Here is a 17,745-nt window from a genome sequence, read left to right on the forward strand (position 1 = left end):
AAATGAATAAAACGTATGAAGGACAATAGATCCTAATTATTCTTTAGGGGGAATGAAATGATGAGTATGGATTTTAATTTGTTTATGAATGATGTTGTGCAACAAGCTCGTAAAGAAATCGTTCATGCAGGATATACAGAGTTAAGAACAGCAGAAGATGTGAAAGAAGCCTTAAATAAAAAAGGAACAACGCTCGTAATGGTTAACTCTGTTTGTGGGTGTGCAGGAGGAATTGCTCGTCCGGCCGCAGCACATTCTATTCATTATGATAAGCGTCCAGATCATTTAGTAACAGTATTTGCTGGTCAAGATAAAGAAGCGACTGCTGAGGCACGTTCTTATTTCACAGGTTTCCCACCATCTTCACCTTCTTTTGCTTTGTTAAAAGATGGAGAAATTATTACAATGGTTGAACGCCATGATATTGAGGGACACGATCCAATGGCAGTTGTTCAAAAGCTTCAAGCATCATTCGAAGAACATTGTGAAGAAGTATAAAATAATCATTCTATCATTGAAAGAATAGCCGTTTCGTACGGTTATTTTTTTTGCATTTCACAGGGGATTTTTCCTTTATTTTTTTAGAGAGAAATAAAAACTAGTAAATTTTCCTTTTCATATACAATTCCTTCCTTTATACTGTAAAATAGTTAGAAAAATCAAATAAATATTGCGAAAATATAATTATGCAAATATATCATTGCATATTCATACAAATGTGTTAAAATACATATAGATGAATAAATATTAATTGATTAGAAACGAAATTTATTTTCATACTATATAATTTTAGGAGGAAAGATTGTGAAAAAACAATGGATACTTTTAAGTGCGTTATTAGTATTAATTGCAGGATTTTTAGCTGCATGTGGATCAGGTGAAGAAGCGGCTAGTGATAACGATAAAAAAACATTAGTAATGGGTACGTCTGCTGATTATCCACCATTTGAATATATTGATACAGCACAAGGAGAAGAGATTATTGGGATTGATGCTGATATCGCAAAAGCAGTAACTGAAAAGCTAGGGTACAATTTAGAAATTAAAGATATGGATTTTGGTGGACTGATTCAAGCACTTAACTCTGAACAAGTTGATTTTGTTGCATCAGCAATGTCTGCGACGGATGATAGAAAAAAGAATGTTGACTTCACTGAAATCTATTATACTTCTAAACATATGATTATCTCCAAAGAAGGTAGCGGTATTGAATCAGCTGAAGATTTAGAAGGAAAAACTGTCGGTGTACAATTAGGTTCTATTCAAGAGACAAAAGCAAATGATTTAGCTAAAGAAATAGATATGAAGGTTGAAAGTCGAAATCGTATTCCTGAAATCATTCAAGAGATTAAAGCAGGTCGCTTTGAAGCAGCTATTATTGAAGATACAGTTGCACAAGGGTTCCTTGAAAAAGAGAAAGATTTAGCTGGTGTCACGATTGAGGATGCTGACGGTGGTTATGCAATTGCTTTACCAAAAGGTAGTGAGTTAACAGAAGAATTTAATAAAGCCTTACAAGAAATGATTGATAACGGGGAAATTGAGGACATTATCACAAAGTGGTTCTCTGAACAATAAACCTAAATCAACGTTCAGAGGGGAAACACCTTCTGGGCGTTTTTCCCTTCAATGGGTGAAGCAAATGAATTCAAAATATTAATGACTGAGAGGAATGGCAATATATATGAATTTAGATTTTACCTCTGTCCTCCCTTCTCTACCTTTCATTTTACAAGGGCTCGGTGTCACATTACAGATTGTTTGTTTAGCGGGTATTTTAGGGTTTTTATTAGGAATTATCCTTTCTTTATGTAAGATTAGTAAAATTAAGCTATTAAACTGGCTAGCCAATGCTTATACTTCCGTTTTTAGAGGTACGCCATTAATTCTACAATTGATGATTATTTATTTTGGCTCACCACAAGTACTTGGGTTCCAAATAGAGGGTGTAACGGCTGCCATTATCGGATTTGCATTGAACTCGGCCGCTTATATTTCTGAGATTATTCGTGCGGGCATACAAGCAATTGATAAAGGACAGCAAGAAGCAGCAATGGCTTTAGGCGTTCCGTATCGTCCGACAATGGTAAATATTATTCTTCCCCAAGCAATGAAGAACATTTTACCAGCGCTAATGAATGAATTCATTACATTAACGAAAGAGTCCGCCCTCGTAACGACAATTGGGGTAATGGATGTGATGCGACGGGCGTACCAAGTAGGAGCGAACCAGTATCAATTTATGGAACCACTTCTTCTTGCCGGAATCATTTACTATATTCTAGTAACGATCCTTACATTCTTAGGTAAATTAGTTGAAGGGCGGTTGAGATCCAATGATTAAAGTGGAAAAATTGCATAAATCCTTTGGGAAGAATGAAGTGCTTAAAGGTATTTCAACGCAGATTAATAATGGTGAAGTTGTTGCTATTATTGGTCCATCTGGATCTGGTAAATCAACTTTTTTACGTTGTATTAATAAATTGGAAGAGCCGACAGACGGGAAGATATGGATTAAAGGTGCGGATATTACTGATCGGCAAACAGATATATTAAAAGTTCGACAGAATGTAGGGATGGTGTTTCAACATTTCCACTTATTTCCGCATATGACTGTATTGGAGAATTTAACCTATGCGCCGTTAAAGGTGAAGAAAACAACAAAATCAGAAGCGGAAAATACCGCTATGGATTTACTAGAAAAAGTCGGATTAGCTGTAAAAGCACAGGAGTATCCTAGCAAATTATCAGGTGGTCAAAAGCAGCGGGTAGCGATTGCCCGCGCGCTTGCGATGAATCCAGAAATTATGCTGTTTGATGAGCCAACCTCAGCACTGGATCCTGAAATGGTAAAAGAAGTGTTAGATGTAATGAAAACGCTCGCTCATTCAGGTATGACAATGGCTATTGTTACACATGAAATGGGGTTTGCGCGTGAGGTGGCGGATCGAGTGTTATTTCTAGACGGTGGCGTGCTTGTAGAAGATGCCCCGCCTAACGAATTTTTTTCCCATCCTAAGTCTTCGCGTGCACAAGATTTCTTACAAAAAGTGCTATAAAATGGAAAAGAACTGTCTAGGGCTGTCGAGATTATTTAATCTCGACAGCCTATTTTCATTTAACTTCAACTACTTCTAGTAAATTTAGTGCAATACAAGCACTTTCAACGCAACCAAGTTGAACGATTGGAATATGATTTTTCAATTCGAAGTTTGCCTTATTAAAACCTATAGCTTCTTCTTAAACATGATAATTTATTGATTGATACGTAAAAAATCCATTCGTGCTATATAGGAATCATTGAAAAGTTCTAAGCAATGGTTTGCTGATAGCGCAGTTTAAGAAGCGTTCCTCAGCATTTATGCAAATCAAACTTTGAAGTAATAATATATACAGACACCTAATCATTTTTGATAAATATACTACAGTGTTATAAATAAAATATTAGGAGTAATGTCTATGTTTTATCATATAAAGGAATTACAATACCATGCAAAACCAGAAAGACCTGATCCAATCTTCGCTCGACAACTGCAAGAAGTAATTGGAGGGCAGTTTGGAGAAATATCTGTTGCACTACAATATCTCTTTCAAGGTTGGAACGTTCGAGGCAATGGGAAATATAAAGATTTATTAATGGATACTGGGGCTGAGGAGTTAGCACATATAGAGATGTTAGCCACAATGGTTGCTCGCTTATTAGATGGAGCACCAGTAGGAGACTTAGAAACAGCTGCTAAAGATCCTATTATTGGGGCTATTCTAGGGGGAATGAATCCTCAGCATGCCATTGTCTCGGGATTAGGTGCAATGCCAGCTGATAGTAACGGAAAAAAATGGACAGCAGATTATATTATTGCTAGTGGTAATTTACTTGCTGATTTTAGAGCGAATTTAAATGCGGAATCACAAGGAAGGTTACAAGTTGCGCGTTTATATGCTGCGACAAATGATAAAGGTGTGAAAGATATGCTCTCTTGGCTTCTTGCACGGGATACTATGCATCAAAATCAATGGCTTGCAGCTATTAAAGAATTGGAAGAAAAAGAAAATGTCGTTGTACCAAGTACCTTTCCGAGAGAACTTGAAAAACAAGAAGTCTCTTATACTTTATTTAATTTTTCAGAAGGGAATGAAAGTGCAGAAGGAAGATGGGCACATGGACCGAGTATGGATAAGCTAGGTACATTCAACTATGTGGAAAACCCTGTCCCTCTTGCAAAAAAACCGAAATTAAAACCTGCACCAGATTATATATTTAATACTCCACCATCAGTAATAAGGGGGAGAGATGATCAAATACCACCTAGTTTATATTAAGCTCTTTGTTCTTAGAGGTTTTAAACAAGAAGTCTCTTTGAGAAAGATTCCCAAGTAATAGTAAAGCGTCTTTATTGTCATATTTTTGCCGATAAAGGCCTTTTTCCTTTTTATTTCTTATTTTTTTATTATTAGAATGTGATTATTGTATAATAATAAGACATATCATGTTAGATGGTGCGATATTCTTTCGTATTTTTGGTTAGTGTGTTATAATCAATTGTTTTGCGGGGCTTTGGAGATTAGAGAAGAAATAAAAGCAAAAAATCACTAAAGTAGATAAGCAAGAACGCTACGTACTTGATGCTCTAGCATGATGAACATACGAGGAGTAATAAGATGAAATTCAGAATAGGCTATAGGACAGTGAAAACGGCAGTCGGAGCAACACTTGCTATTATGATTGCACAAATGCTTGGTTTGGAAAACTATGTCTCTGCCGGTATTTTAACGATTTTATGTGTGAAGGTGACAAAAAAAGATTCCTTGCGTGCTTCATGGGATCGGGTATTCGCGTGTTTCATTGCCATATTTGTTGCGTCTCTACTCTTTGAAATACTCGCCTATCATCCATTAGTCATTGGAATCGTCTTACTTGTGTTTATTCCATTAGCGGTGATGTTCAAAGCTAGCGATGGAATTGTAACAAGTTCCGTTATTATTCTACATATTTATTCAGCTGAACAAGTGACACTGGGACTGATTTTAAATGAGATAGGTATTATTATTATTGGGGTCGGAATCGCGTTATTAGCCAATTTATACATGCCTAGCCTTGACGTAAAATTAAAGGAATACCAGGTGGAAATTGAGCAAAATTTCAAACTGATTTTTGATGAAATTGTCATTTATTTACGAACAAATGAAAGTACTTGGGATGGTAAGGAAATCACCGAGACGTATCAATTAATTGAAGAAGCAAAAGCGTTAGCATTCAGAGAAGTGGAGAACCATGTATTAAGAAACGAGAGTCTCTATTATAGTTATTTCAAAATGAGAGAGAAACAATTTGAGATCATTGAGCATGTGTTGCCAGTAGTGACGGCAATTGACGAAAATGTTGAGCAGGCAGAGATGATAGCTGATTTTATTGAGGATTTATCCGAACACATCCATCCAGGAAATACGGCCAGTCTCTTTATCGATAAGTTACACCAAATGCGGGCCCAATTCGCTGAAATGTCATTGCCACAGACAAGAGAAGAATTTGAAGCGCGTGCAGATTTGCTTTATTTTATCAAAGAAATGGAAGAATACCTCTTCATTAAAAGTCAATTTGCGGGATTAAAAGGAAGTAAGAGCTTGTATCAAAATACGGTCACGGGAGAACAATAAGAGAAAAAGGATGTGATTCTATTGCTAAAAGTAATGAGTCATCTTTTTCTAATATTAATGTTTTCTCCCCTTTGGCCCATTGGACCAAACCCATTACCGGGGGATCCTTTTGTGATTGTAAATAAGCGCACAAATGAGCTAACTTTCATCGATAATAGAGAGATTCAACAGGTTGTTCATGTTGCTACTGGAAAGACGGATAGCTTAACGCCAGAGGGCATGTTTACAGTTGTAGTAAAAGCGGAAAATCCTTATTATCGAAAAAAAGATATTCCAGGCGGGAAGAAAAATAACCCGTTAGGTACACGCTGGATTGGCTTTGATGCGAAAGAGACAGATGGTAGGATTTATGGCATTCATGGCACTAATGACCCGGAGTCGATTGGTCACTATGTTTCTAATGGCTGTATTCGCCTAAAGAATGATCATGTTGAGGCTTTATTTGATAGAATTCCTATTGGAACGAAAATTTTAATTGTTTCAACTGATAAATCAACTGAGCAATTAGCAAAAAAATATGACGTGTTATAAAAGGACGGCTCAACATTCGGAATTTCCGAGTGCTGAGCCGTCCTTTTTTTGTTAAGTTACAACTGTTTCATGCTTTTCTTAATTTATATTAGAAGAACATCGTTAGCCCCATTAAAAGTGTCGATGCGAGCATAACGAAAATCATTAAATAGACTATGATTTTCATTGTTTTTTTCGGCAATTTCTTTCACCCTCTCTTTGAGTGGTATTCTTCTTTATTTTACTAGGATTTTCTCATTTGAACAACAGAGAGTTATTTTTCTTGTATATTCGACATATTCGTGGAAAATTATTATAATTATATATAGTTAGAAAATAATGATATTTACAAACATAACATAGGGGGGATTTCGTTGGTCAAAAAAATTGATCATATTGGTATCGCTGTTCGATCATTAGCGCAATCATTACCTTTTTATACGGAAACATTGCAATTACCTTTGTTAGGAATAGAAGAAGTGAAGAGTGAAGGCATTAAAGTAGCTTTTATACAAATTGGGGAGTCGAAACTTGAGTTATTAGAGCCACAAACAGATGAAAGCGCTGTAGCGAAGTTTATTGCCAAAAGAGGAGAAGGTCTTCATCATGTGGCATTAGGCGTCCATTCTATTCAAGAGAGAATCGAAGAAATGAAAGCAAAAGGCATTCAAATGATTCAAGATAAACCAAAAATGGGTGCAGGAGGAGCGAGTGTAGCCTTCATGCATCCTAAATCAACTGGCAGTGTTTTATATGAATTATGTGAAAAGAAGGGAATGACAAGCTAATGGCAGACATCTATGAAAAAATCAATGAACTTTATGATCGTAGAAGAGAAGTAGAGCTTGGTGGCGGGGACGAAAGAATTGAAAAACAGCATGAAAAAGGAAAACTAACAGCAAGAGAAAGAATTGCTTTATTAGTCGATGCTGGTACATTTGTGGAATTAAACCCGTTCATTGAACATCGTAGCAATGATTTTGGCTTAGATAAGCAAAAAGGTCCTGGTGATGGGGTTATTACTGGTTATGGAAAAGTAAACGGGCGTCCAATCTTTCTTTTCTCACAGGACTTTACCGTTTTTGGTGGGGCACTAGGGGAAATGCATGCAAAAAAAATTGTGAATGTTATGGACTTAGCTGCAGAGAACGGAGCCCCGTTTATTGGCTTAAATGATTCTGGTGGTGCCCGTATTCAAGAGGGTGTCGTATCTTTAGATGGCTATGGACAGATTTTTTATAGAAATTCAATTTATTCTGGTGTTATCCCACAAATATCGGTTATTTTAGGTCCATGTGCAGGAGGAGCCGTCTATTCGCCAGCTATTACCGACTTTGTTTTTATGGTCGAGAAAACGAGCCAAATGTTCATTACAGGGCCAAAAGTAATTGAGACCGTTACTGGAGAAAAAATCACTGCAGAAGATTTAGGTGGAGCAAACGTACATAATACGATTAGTGGCAATGCCCACTTTAAAGGAAAGACAGAAGAAGAGGTAATTGCGCAAGTTCGGGATTTATTAAGTTATCTCCCGCAAAACAATGAAGAGCGCCCACCAAGAAAAGAAGATGAATCAACAAATGATTATCGACCGGATTTGACGGATATCATTCCATTTGATGCAATTAGACCTTATGATGTTCGTAAAGTAATCGATCAAGTGGTGGATGCTGATTCATTCTTAGAAGTGCAGCCGGATTTTGCCAAAAATATTGTAGTTGGCTTAGCGAGGATAAAGGGCGAGTCTATTGGACTTGTATGTAATCAACCTAAAGTAATGGCTGGCGGGTTAGATATTGATTCATCTGACAAAGCAGCCCGCTTTATTCGTTTCTGTGACTCATTCAATATCCCATTAGTTACATTTGAGGACGTAACCGGCTTCTTTCCTGGGATTAAGCAAGAACATGGGGGAATTATTCGTCATGGCGCAAAAATTCTTTATGCCTATTCAGAAGCAACGGTACCTAAGTTAACCGTCATACTCCGAAAAGCGTTTGGAGGGGCTTATGTAGCGCTGAATAGTAAATCTATTGGAGCAGATTTGGTTTTTGCTTGGCCAAACGCTGAAGTGGCTGTAATGGGTCCTCAAGGGGCAGCCAATATTATTTTTGCTAAGGAAATTGCCACGAGTGAACATCCTGAGCAAACAAGAGCGCAAAAAATAGAAGAGTATCGTGAAAAATTTGCCAACCCATATGTCGCAGCCAGTCGTGGTATGGTCGATGATGTCATCGATCCAAGAGAAACAAGAATTAAAATCATCCAGGCATTAGATATGTTAAAAAATAAAAAGGAAACACGTCCGTTTAAAAAGCATGGAAATATGCCTTTATAGAACGATAGTAGACAAATTTTATGATAAAACATTGTTTATTTGCTGATAAGTTTCGTTAGGAGTATACTTAATAGTGTTGAAGAGAACTATTAAAAGTATAATAAGGCTCGTGAAATTTGGAGGTTATTGACGGATGATTAATGAAGAAAGACTGTTAAATGAGTTTTTAGAACTTGTGCAAATTGATTCTGAAACAAAGGATGAAGCACAGATTGCTAAAGTATTAAAAAAGAAATTCCGTGATATCGGTGTAGAAGTATTTGAAGATGATACGACTGCAGTGACAGGACATGGAGCGGGCAATTTAATTTGTACACTTCAAGGGAATAAAGAAGGTGTTGACCCTATTTATTTCACTTCTCATATGGATACGGTTGTACCTGGGAACGGTGTCAAACCCTCAATTCAGGATGGTTATGTCGTAACAGATGGCACTACAATTTTAGGTGCCGATGATAAGACGGGATTAGCGGTAATGCTTGAAATCGTCAAGGTGCTAAAAGAGCAAAATATTTCTCACGGTACAATCCAATTTATTATTACAGTCGGTGAAGAATCTGGACTAGTTGGTGCAAAGGCATTGGATTCTTCTCTTATTCAAGCAAAATTTGGCTACGCTCTTGATAGCGATGGAAAAGTAGGTAATATTATTGTTGCTGCTCCTACACAAGCGAAGGTGAGAGCAACAATGATTGGCAAAACAGCACATGCTGGTGTGGCGCCAGAAAAAGGTATTTCTGCAATTACGATGGCATCAAAAGCAATTTCTAAAATGCCTTTAGGTAGAATTGATGAAGAAACAACAGCCAATATTGGTCGCTTTGAAGGCGGAAAACAAACAAATATCGTATGTGATCATGTCGACGTTCTAGCCGAAGCTCGCTCTCTCATTGCTGAAAAAATGGAAGCGCAAGTCGAGAAAATGAAAGCAGCATTTGAAAGTGCAGCAGAAGAAATGGGTGGCAGAGCAGAAGTTAATATTGAAGTGATGTACCCAGGATTCAAATTTGCAGACGGTGACCATGTTGTCGAAGTTGCTAAAAAGGCAGCGGAAAAAATAGGGCGTACACCGGAATTGTTGCATAGCGGTGGCGGTAGTGATGCCAACATTATTGCTGGATTTGATATTCCTACAGTAAACTTGGCTGTTGGATATGAAGAAATTCACACAACGAACGAAAGAATGTCTATCGAAGAGCTCAATAAACTAGCAGAAATGGTTATAGCAATTATTGAGGAAGTAGCTGCTTAAATCCATGTGATAGCGCAGAGCTCCACTCAGTAAGAATAACTTGAAAGCCGCAGCGCACATTTTAATTTATGCGCTGCGGCTTTCTTTTGTGGTTTAAAAATCATTCATAGAGTGGTTTTGTGAACATGAATGAGCAGTTTCGCGCAAAAAAATCACTAGAAAAGCAGCTGAAATTGCGGTTATATATCACCGTAGTACCTATTTGTACATTCTTAAACAACCAAAAATGGACTTCGTGAGATTGACTAAATGATTTTCGCCCGATAGTGTAAGGGAACCTCCAGTATCTTATCAAAGAGATAATTCTCAAGTAGGTAAATAGTCCTTATTCCCCACTCTTCTTTTTTACAAAATATATGATATATTTTTACTATGAACAAAAGAAGGAGTGAATCTTTTGGATAAATATATTGTGTTTCGATGTAGGCAGGAAGAGTATGCGATTACTATTGATAAAGTCATTGCTATAGAACGAGCAGAAGGTTTTACATCTGTGCCGCAACTTCCACATTATGTGAAAGGTATGATACGTTCTCGAGGACAGCTTGTCCCGGTTCTTGATATCGAAATGATATTTTATAATCAAGCTATTGAAGAAAGTGAAGATAAAAGAATCATCATCATTCAAGGGGAAGAATTTGAATACGGTTTACTTGTTGCGGAAACGAAAGAGATTATTGATATAGCAGAAGAGCGTATTGAAAAGCCAGGACTTCTTTTACATATTCGTCTCGACTACTTAAAAGGGATTGCCAATTTAAAGAATAGATTAATTACAATTATTGATAGTCATTGCTTCTTGACCTCATTGGATGGGACTGTTTCCATTGCTGAATATATAACAGACTCTAAGGAAGCAGAGGCGGCTTTATAATCTATTTGCTATAATGGAGGGACAAACCTAAAGGATGTGCTTTTAGTGAAATCAATGTATCCTAAAGCAGGCCGAGTGATTTTACATGTTGATATGAATAGTTTTTATGCATCTGTCGAAATGGCCTATGATCAGACATTAAAGGGGAAGCCTATTGCTATTGCTGGAAATCCTGAGGAGCGTAGAGGGATTATTGTTACTTGTAGCTATGAAGCAAGAAGATTTGGGGTAAAAACAACGATGCCATTGTGGGAAGCGAAAAGGTTATGTCCGCATTTAATTATTTTACGCCCTAATTTTGAAAGGTATCGAGCAGCGTCTATTGGTATGTTTGAAGTGCTGAATCATTATTCAGATCTTGTAGAACCTGTCTCTATTGATGAAGGATATATGGATATTACTGCTAGCGAACGGTTTGGCACACCTATTGAAGTGGCTTCAATTATTCAAAACCGTATAAAAGAGCAGTTAGATTTACCATGTAGTATTGGCATTGCACCAAATAAATTTTTAGCCAAAATGGCCTCTGATATGAAGAAGCCTCTTGGTATTACAATTTTAAGAAAACGGGATGTCCCTAGTAAATTGTGGCCTCTTCCTGTAAAAGAAATGCATGGTGTGGGTCAGAAGACAAGTGAGAAGCTTGAGAGTATGCGTATTTATACGATTGGTGATTTAGCCAATGCAGACGCGTTCATGATAAAATCTTCATTAGGCGTGAATGGTGAGCGTTTAAAAGATCGAGCAAATGGCATAGATGCACGTCCAGTTGACCCAGCGGCTGCAGAGGAATTTAAAAGTATTGGTAACTCAACGACACTCCCGCGGGATATGAGTAAGCAGAAAGAACTTTTTGAAGTGTTGAATCACCTTGCTTTTAAAGTGTCTACGAGGCTAAAACGAAAAAAAGTTTATGCTACTGGTATTAGTGTGATGATCCGTTATAAAAATCGCCATACGATTACGAGGAGCAAAAAAATCGGTTTTGCGATTCAGTCAGTGGAAGAAATCTATGATCAGGCACAGCGTCTCTTTATGAAGCATTGGAGTGGTGATGCTGTGAGGTTGCTTGGGGTAACTGGTACGGACCTTGTCGAAAAAGGACAAGCTGTGAAACAATTAGATTTATTTCATTATGAAGAAGATGCCAAAAAAGAGCCTCTTTACCAAACCATTGAAAGTTTGAGAAAAAAGTACGGCCCATCGATTGTTGATCAGGCAGCGTCTCTTGAGGCTATACAAAAGAAAAAAGCCAATATCGGTACGTCAACAAGCTTTAATAAAGATTTTTTACAGCAATTAAAAAAAGAGAAAGAATGAGCGAAAACATGTACACCACAACTATTTTGGGTATTCGGATTTTATGGTGGAAAAGGGCTTATAAGTCACCCTTTTCCAATTTATTAATAAGTGTGGAAAAGTCAACACCATAGTTGCCTGTTATGACGTGGTCTGTTATTTCATCCCAATTGAAAGTATCGTATAACATAGCCTTGTTAAAGCACTTGAATTAAATCTTGGCTTACGTTTCTTTTATGAAGGTTCTCATTAAACAATATCTTGGCTCGTAACGCTTCAAATGAATAGCCGTTACCCATAATGCTATTTATGGACTTTGTATAAGCGTTAGTGAGTTTTTTAAAAGTAATTGAATACATGAAACTTATCTACAACTACTTTAGCCTGTGGTGGTAAGATTATATTTACTGCATCTTTGTAAAGCTTCCATATATCCATTGTGACATGAACTATGAAAAAATTATATAAAAAAAATTCCGTTTCCTACGAGAAACACCAAGATTGACGAAGAACATGCCAAGTATGAATGACATGATTATTATATAGAATCCCATTTTATTCATTGTTTTTGAGAGTAATTATTCGTTCATGACGATTGGCTACATCTAAATCATGAGTCACTGTAATAACAGTAGTATTAAATTCTTTATTCATATCAAAAAGTAGATTGATAATTTTTTCTTTATTTTCTAAGTCTAAAGACGCAGTTGGTTCATCTGATAAAATTATTTTGGGATTCATAATTACAGCCCTAGCAAAAACAGCTCTAGATCGTTGGCCACCCGAACACTCAAGTGGTTTTTTTTTCAAAATGGGCTCAATCCCAATTTTATTAATAATTCGTTTATAGTGATCTTGGACAGTTAGGTCTTTTTCAACGTTACCATACATAAGCGGCAATTTAATATTATCCTCTATGGTTAAAGAATTAATAAGCGAGGACTCTTGGAGAACAAACCCAATTTTTTGATTACGCCACTCAGCTAGTTTATTTCGTGATATATCCTTCACAGGTGAATCAAAAAGCCTATAATTCCCTTGATAGTCTGTATCAAGTAGGCCAAGGATATTAAGCAAAGAAGTTTTTCCAACTCCAGACTCTCCTATAATAGAAAGTCTTTCCCCAGGTTTTACTTCCAAATCAAAGTCATGTAGAATAGAAAAACCTTTCTTCTTAAATGTTTTTTTCTGGATTTCTAGCTTAATTATACTATTCATTGTAACACCCCTACGGATATCGGAATACTTTTAATTTTTTTTATTGTAAGTTCAACAATCGCAAATGCAATAATAACATCTATAAAAAGAACAATAAGTAAAGCCATCCAATCCATGCTTATTAAGCCAAATATTCCGTAAGTAGCAAAAGTTGAATCGTTTCTTAACCAAGAGCCGTATCTATTATAAGTGGTTATCACAGATAATATGACTAGAATAATAGAGAACAATATTCCAAAATAGCTATAGAAAATTGCTTTTAGTTTTGAATAACTTAATCCAACTAATAAATTGATTGTAAAATCTCTTATCATTAATCGAACACTCACCAAATTATTCCATATAGCTAGACCAACAATGATTATAGTTAAAATAAGGGTGATAGTACAGATGATTATTAATGAATTTAAATAATAATCTTCAAAGAAATCAAAGTTTTCTTGTTGATTAAAAAAGTTAAACTCTAAACCTAAATTTTCCTTGATATTTTCTCTTAAATTCATTGCTTCTTCTTTTGTCGAATCAAGAAGCACAAGGTCCATTAAACCATTAACGTGAAGGTCAAGACCCGCATTTTGAATAAATTCTTCATTAATAGGTAGAAAAATTGAAAAGTTATGATAATTCTTTGAGTTGGGAGCATAAAAATTAGAACTTTGAGTATTCTTCTTCAAGACTCCTTGAACTTTTAAATTAACTAGTTGTTGGGTCACAGGATCTGTAATCTCAATATTTGACCCTACAGGATATGTTGTGGCCAAACCTGCACCTACTAAAATAGGTATATCATCTTTATTAAATTTATAATTGAAGTTTAAGTGATCTCCTTGAGATAATTTCAATTGATTTATCTTATAAGCCTCTTCATCGATATAATTGAAAGGAACTTCCATCTTATGTTCATTAGGTAATGAAGTAACAAAACCATCGACTCGCAAAGCATAAGTGTAATTGTTGTTTAAGTATTCATATACTTTTTGTGTATCTACTATATTAATTTCATTGAAATCAGCTTCACTATCTGGGTCTAGATTAGCAATAATAGTTCCCTCTTGATTTAGATTTTCCATTTCTCCATAGCCTTGAAAAGTTGATATAACTGAACGAACAGTTGTAAAAGAAAGATAATTGGCTAAAAAAAGTAATGTTATCATACCCAAAACAAGTATCGGTCTTTTTAAAAATATTCTAAGTATAAAAAAACGTAAAATTCTCATTCTTTTTCCACCTTACCTGCACTAATTAATATATATATAATAAAAATAAAAACTAAGTAGAGATTACTGGTTACATTCAACTCTAAATAGAAGTTTAATAAGAGTGACAGTAAAAAACTAAACACTAATATAGTTAGACTATTCAAGATATATCGAATCACAACATTTACCATTGTATCTCCTACGAGTATTCGGCAGGATATTTCTGTTTTCTTACGATTTAAAAATTGATAGTGAAATACTATCATAATAAATGTAAGAAAAATATTTATTACAAGTTGATACTCTATAATACTTTCTAAAAAAGACTCTAAAATATAAGAATCTCCTAAATCCAAAGTTTGTACATAAATAAATATTAAATTTGTAGAAAAACAGATTAGATAGATAGCAAACGCCTCAATAACGTCGATAAATCTAAATAAAGAATATTTCATAAACTACTCCTATGTAATTAAATCATTTAATTTAATAATCACATTGTTCATTTTTGATAGTCAATATCACTTCGGTATTCTAGAATATCGCCGGGTTGACAGTCTAACGCCTTACAAATAGCTTCTAAAGTGATAATCGAATTGCTGTTGCTATTCCATTTTTCAAAATAGAAATGTTGCCATAGTGATTCCGACTCTTTCGGATAGTTCTGTTACACTCATTTTTCTTTTCGCTAATATCACATCAATATTGATTATAATTGCCAATGCTTTCACCTCAGACCGGTAAATCATTTTCCGATTTTATATCTACATTTTTTAATCATTTTTGAAGAACCGCAGTGAAAACTGCAATAATAACAGAAGTAAAGAAGTAAAAATAATTGTTAATCCCATAATTGCTATTCTCGGTTGGGAAGCATTTTGTGACACAAGAAAGATAATCCCTATAACATATAAGATACTGATCGTAACTGCACAGTATTTTATATATTTTAAAGCCTTTACAGATAATTCCGAGAAATCCTTATTATTATCAATGTAATTTAAAAGTTTTAAAGTCTGATACAAAGCAATGAAGACTGTTATATATAGCCCGTTTAAAATGGGATATTACAAATAAGCAAACTCAGGATACATTTCTGCGGCATAAATTGCTAACCAAGGCAACAAAAATATACACAAAGCAAGTACCGTAATTCCAATAAGAAAAACAACTATCGTTAAAAAGAGTGTTGTTCCTCTTTCCATAAAAAGCACTTCACTTATTTATCGTTATTATTATCTTAATATGAAATTTATCGTATTACAATAAATTATTATTATTAATTAATGTATTGCTGTTGTTTCGCAATATACTTTCTGTTTTTGGCGAAATAAAAAAGTATCTCTTTTTAGACAGAGATACTTCATTAAATATAGTGGATGTTTTTAAAATTCCTCCATACAATCATTCGAATACCTAATACAGTCATAACAATAAGTTTTCTTTTTTCCAATGTGCCGTGACACTTTTACAAGGCATTGGGAAATTTATTTGCCACATTCTTGTTCGTTAGAATATTTTAATTCCTTACAACGCATCACTCAACATTCCACCAAATGCCCCGATTTAAGTACCCATTATTTTTTAAACTATAAAAAAAGCGATCCTACTATACATTTCTAAGACCCACTATTTTATTGTGGTGTTTTTTAAATTTAAAAATAAAAGCACAGCATAAGGTTTTTTCCCCTTACGCCATGCTTATATTATGCACGCTATTTTTAACGATAATCGCCGCTTTCTACCGGCCACCAGTGGAAGCCATCTTTCTCTAATAACTCGTCAGCCGCTTTTGGACCCATTGTTCCTGCTTCGTAGTTTGGAAATTGCTCTGCTTGTTGGTTTTCCCAGACTTGTGATATCTTATCGACAAAGCTCCAAGATAAAGCGACTTCATCCCAATGAGCAAAGTTTGTTGCGTCTCCGCGCATACAGTCATACAGGAGGCGCTCATAAGCTTCAGGTGTGTTCATATGATCGACACTATTATTGGAGAAGTTGAGCTTTACTGGTGTAGCATTCATTGTGTCACCAGATTTTTGTGCGTTTAAGTAAAGACTAATTCCTTCTTCTGGTTGGATATGAATGACGAGTAAATTAGGGTTTAACGTCTTTTCATGCTGATAGTATAAATTCATTGGAATATCTTTGAATTGAACGACTATTTTTGTCGACTTCGTTGCCATCTTTTTTCCTGTACGGATGTAAATAGGAACGCCAGCCCAACGGAAATTGTCAATTATCAGTTTTCCGGCAACGAAAGTCTCGGTATTGGAGTCAGCTTTGACCATCGGTTCTTGACGATAACCGTTAATTGGCTCATTATCTTTTTTGCTTGGTCCATATTGGCCACGAACAAAATTCTCCTTTACAGCCTCTCCTTCAAGTGTTTTCAAAGCACGGAACACTTTTACTTTCTCAGAACGAATTTCCTCGTCTGTCAGTTTAATTGGCGGTTCCATAGCAAGTAAGGCAACCATTTGCAGCATATGGTTTTGCACCATATCTCTAAGGGCACCGCTTTTTTCATAATATCTCCCACGTTCTTCGACACCTAATACCTCACTTGATGTCACTTGGATATTAGATATGTAGCGATTATTCCATAGTGGTTCAAATATAGCGTTGGCAAAGCGAATAACCTCTATATTTTGGACCATTTCTTTTCCTAAATAATGATCAATTCGGTAAACTTCTTCCTCAGCAAACGCTTGGCGAAGACGATTGTTCAACTCTATTGCAGAAGGGAGATCATGACCAAATGGTTTTTCAATCACTAACCGTTTAAAACCATCAACATCTGTTAGCCCATCTGCCTTTAAATGATCGGCAATTGTCCCAAAAAATTCTGGGGCCATCGCTAAGTAGAAAATGCGATTACCTTCTAGTTGATAATGTGTATCTAACTCATTGGCTAATGTTTTTAGGGCTAAGTAAGAACTGGAATCTGTGACATCATGGGAATGATAATAAAAGTGTGTAATAAACTCCTGAAGGTCATCATGGTGTCCTTCAGCTTCTTCAATCGATTGTCGCACACTTTCTTGAAAAGCGTCGTTCGTTAGTTCTCGTCTAGCAACGCCAATGATACAATAGCGTTTAGATAGTTTTCCTCTTTTAAACAATCGGTAAAGTGACGGAAATAGTTTGCGCCTCGCTAAGTCACCTGTTGCACCGAATATCATAATCAAAGCAGTTGGATTTTCAGAATTATTCACAACGATATTCCTTTCTATGTAAAAAAGTTCTATTTTTTAGGTTCATCTCAACGATGAAATATATACCCACTCAAATATAAAATTTTATCGCTTAAAGTGAAAAACAGCAACCTTTTTTAAAAGGAAATAACTGTAGCTCTTTAGCTTTAAGTTGTTTTTCTGTATGATGATAATAATGAATA

16 protein-coding genes and 3 pseudogenes are annotated in these 17,745 nt (G+C 35.6%); 12 read left to right on the top strand and 7 right to left on the bottom strand.

The genetic code is table 11. The annotated features are described in order from the left end of the window. The first annotated feature begins 60 nt into the window (after positions 1 to 60). The 7 genes from H9655_RS02820 (at position 61) to H9655_RS02850 (ending at position 6,186) form a co-directional block, all read left to right on the top strand. Positions 61 to 498, top strand: coding sequence for a BrxA/BrxB family bacilliredoxin (locus H9655_RS02820; protein ID WP_191811354.1), 438 nt, complete (start codon positions 61 to 63; stop codon positions 496 to 498). A gap of 306 nt (positions 499 to 804) precedes the next feature. Then, on the top strand, positions 805 to 1,578 hold the full coding sequence (locus H9655_RS02825; protein ID WP_191810654.1) for a transporter substrate-binding domain-containing protein: 774 nt from the start codon (positions 805 to 807) through the stop codon (positions 1,576 to 1,578). A gap of 106 nt (positions 1,579 to 1,684) precedes the next feature. Beyond that, on the top strand, positions 1,685 to 2,344 hold the full coding sequence (locus tag H9655_RS02830; RefSeq protein WP_191810656.1) for an amino acid ABC transporter permease: 660 nt from the start codon (positions 1,685 to 1,687) through the stop codon (positions 2,342 to 2,344). Beyond that, entirely contained in the window at positions 2,337 to 3,059 is a 723-nt protein-coding gene (locus H9655_RS02835) for an amino acid ABC transporter ATP-binding protein (protein ID WP_191810658.1), read from the top strand. Before H9655_RS02830 ends, H9655_RS02835 begins: the two co-directional genes overlap by 8 nt. 400 nt (positions 3,060 to 3,459) lie before the next feature. Beyond that, positions 3,460 to 4,320, top strand: coding sequence for a manganese catalase family protein (locus H9655_RS02840; protein WP_191810660.1), 861 nt, complete (start codon positions 3,460 to 3,462; stop codon positions 4,318 to 4,320). 339 nt (positions 4,321 to 4,659) lie between these two features. Beyond that, on the top strand, positions 4,660 to 5,655 hold the full coding sequence (locus tag H9655_RS02845) for an aromatic acid exporter family protein (RefSeq protein WP_191810662.1): 996 nt from the start codon (positions 4,660 to 4,662) through the stop codon (positions 5,653 to 5,655). A gap of 33 nt (positions 5,656 to 5,688) precedes the next feature. After that, positions 5,689 to 6,186, top strand: a complete 498-nt coding sequence (locus tag H9655_RS02850; RefSeq protein WP_191811356.1) for a L,D-transpeptidase — start codon at positions 5,689 to 5,691, stop codon at positions 6,184 to 6,186. An 88-nt stretch (positions 6,187 to 6,274) separates the two neighbouring features. Here H9655_RS02850 and prli42 read toward each other — a convergent pair whose 3' ends face one another. Continuing rightward, positions 6,275 to 6,352: a stressosome-associated protein Prli42 gene (gene prli42, locus H9655_RS02855; RefSeq protein ID WP_218971988.1), complete on the bottom strand. Its 78-nt coding sequence runs from the start codon at positions 6,350 to 6,352 to the stop codon at positions 6,275 to 6,277. Between the two features lie 187 nt (positions 6,353 to 6,539). Here prli42 and mce point away from each other — a divergent pair, with 187 nt between their 5' ends. The 5 genes from mce (at position 6,540) to H9655_RS02880 (ending at position 11,949) form a co-directional block, all read left to right on the top strand. Further along, the gene (gene mce / locus H9655_RS02860) at positions 6,540 to 6,953 is read left to right on the top strand and encodes a methylmalonyl-CoA epimerase (RefSeq protein WP_191810664.1); all 414 of its coding nucleotides are present in this window, start codon (positions 6,540 to 6,542) and stop codon (positions 6,951 to 6,953) included. Then, a complete protein-coding gene (locus H9655_RS02865; RefSeq protein WP_191810666.1) occupies positions 6,953 to 8,503 on the top strand; it encodes an acyl-CoA carboxylase subunit beta in 1,551 nt (516 codons plus the stop codon). Before mce ends, H9655_RS02865 begins: the two co-directional genes overlap by 1 nt. Positions 8,504 to 8,636: 133 nt before the next feature. Next, positions 8,637 to 9,755, top strand: coding sequence for a M20/M25/M40 family metallo-hydrolase (locus tag H9655_RS02870; RefSeq protein WP_191810667.1), 1,119 nt, complete (start codon positions 8,637 to 8,639; stop codon positions 9,753 to 9,755). Positions 9,756 to 10,152: 397 nt separating this feature from the next. After that, positions 10,153 to 10,629: a chemotaxis protein CheW gene (locus tag H9655_RS02875; RefSeq protein WP_191810669.1), complete on the top strand. Its 477-nt coding sequence runs from the start codon at positions 10,153 to 10,155 to the stop codon at positions 10,627 to 10,629. 45 nt (positions 10,630 to 10,674) lie between these two features. Next, positions 10,675 to 11,949, top strand: a complete 1,275-nt coding sequence (locus tag H9655_RS02880) for a DNA polymerase IV (RefSeq protein WP_191810671.1) — start codon at positions 10,675 to 10,677, stop codon at positions 11,947 to 11,949. Between the two features lie 58 nt (positions 11,950 to 12,007). Here H9655_RS02880 and H9655_RS22800 read toward each other — a convergent pair. From H9655_RS22800 to zwf, 6 genes and pseudogenes are all read right to left on the bottom strand, one after another. Further along, positions 12,008 to 12,348 (bottom strand): annotated as a pseudogene (locus H9655_RS22800) (ISL3 family transposase); the annotation flags it as partial. A gap of 135 nt (positions 12,349 to 12,483) precedes the next feature. Continuing rightward, positions 12,484 to 13,146: an ABC transporter ATP-binding protein gene (locus H9655_RS02890; RefSeq protein ID WP_191810676.1), complete on the bottom strand. Its 663-nt coding sequence runs from the start codon at positions 13,144 to 13,146 to the stop codon at positions 12,484 to 12,486. Then, complete coding sequence (locus tag H9655_RS02895; protein ID WP_191810678.1) at positions 13,143 to 14,363, bottom strand: peptide ABC transporter permease; 1,221 nt, start codon at positions 14,361 to 14,363, stop codon at positions 13,143 to 13,145. Before H9655_RS02895 ends, H9655_RS02890 begins: the two co-directional genes overlap by 4 nt. 484 nt (positions 14,364 to 14,847) lie before the next feature. Next, a pseudogene (locus H9655_RS02900) lies at positions 14,848 to 15,067 on the bottom strand (helix-turn-helix domain-containing protein). Between the two features lie 55 nt (positions 15,068 to 15,122). Further along, a pseudogene (locus H9655_RS02905) lies at positions 15,123 to 15,550 on the bottom strand (DUF2975 domain-containing protein). Positions 15,551 to 16,066: 516 nt separating this feature from the next. Then, positions 16,067 to 17,530: a glucose-6-phosphate dehydrogenase gene (gene zwf / locus H9655_RS02910; protein WP_225230433.1), complete on the bottom strand. Its 1,464-nt coding sequence runs from the start codon at positions 17,528 to 17,530 to the stop codon at positions 16,067 to 16,069. Positions 17,531 to 17,745: the final 215 nt, after the last annotated feature.

Origin of the sequence: Cytobacillus stercorigallinarum, assembly GCF_014836495.1 — a bacterium.
Taxonomy (GTDB): Bacteria; Bacillota; Bacilli; order Bacillales; family Cytobacillaceae; genus Cytobacillus; species Cytobacillus stercorigallinarum.

Excerpts from the sequence above, each read along its gene's own strand:
- H9655_RS02820 (WP_191811354.1), top strand. The coding sequence starts at position 61 with ATGAGTATGGATTTTAATTTGTTTATGAATGATGTTGTGCAACAAGCT.
- H9655_RS02830 (WP_191810656.1), top strand. The coding sequence starts at position 1,685 with ATGAATTTAGATTTTACCTCTGTCCTCCCTTCTCTACCTTTCATTTTA.
- H9655_RS02835 (WP_191810658.1), top strand. The coding sequence starts at position 2,337 with ATGATTAAAGTGGAAAAATTGCATAAATCCTTTGGGAAGAATGAAGTG.
- H9655_RS02840 (WP_191810660.1), top strand. The coding sequence starts at position 3,460 with ATGTTTTATCATATAAAGGAATTACAATACCATGCAAAACCAGAAAGA.
- H9655_RS02845 (WP_191810662.1), top strand. The coding sequence starts at position 4,660 with ATGAAATTCAGAATAGGCTATAGGACAGTGAAAACGGCAGTCGGAGCA.
- H9655_RS02850 (WP_191811356.1), top strand. The coding sequence starts at position 5,689 with ATGAGTCATCTTTTTCTAATATTAATGTTTTCTCCCCTTTGGCCCATT.
- prli42 (WP_218971988.1), bottom strand. The coding sequence starts at position 6,352 with ATGAAAATCATAGTCTATTTAATGATTTTCGTTATGCTCGCATCGACA.
- H9655_RS02865 (WP_191810666.1), top strand. The coding sequence starts at position 6,953 with ATGGCAGACATCTATGAAAAAATCAATGAACTTTATGATCGTAGAAGA.
- H9655_RS02870 (WP_191810667.1), top strand. The coding sequence starts at position 8,637 with ATGATTAATGAAGAAAGACTGTTAAATGAGTTTTTAGAACTTGTGCAA.
- H9655_RS02890 (WP_191810676.1), bottom strand. The coding sequence starts at position 13,146 with ATGAATAGTATAATTAAGCTAGAAATCCAGAAAAAAACATTTAAGAAG.
- H9655_RS02895 (WP_191810678.1), bottom strand. The coding sequence starts at position 14,363 with ATGAGAATTTTACGTTTTTTTATACTTAGAATATTTTTAAAAAGACCG.
- zwf (WP_225230433.1), bottom strand. The coding sequence starts at position 17,530 with ATGATATTCGGTGCAACAGGTGACTTAGCGAGGCGCAAACTATTTCCG.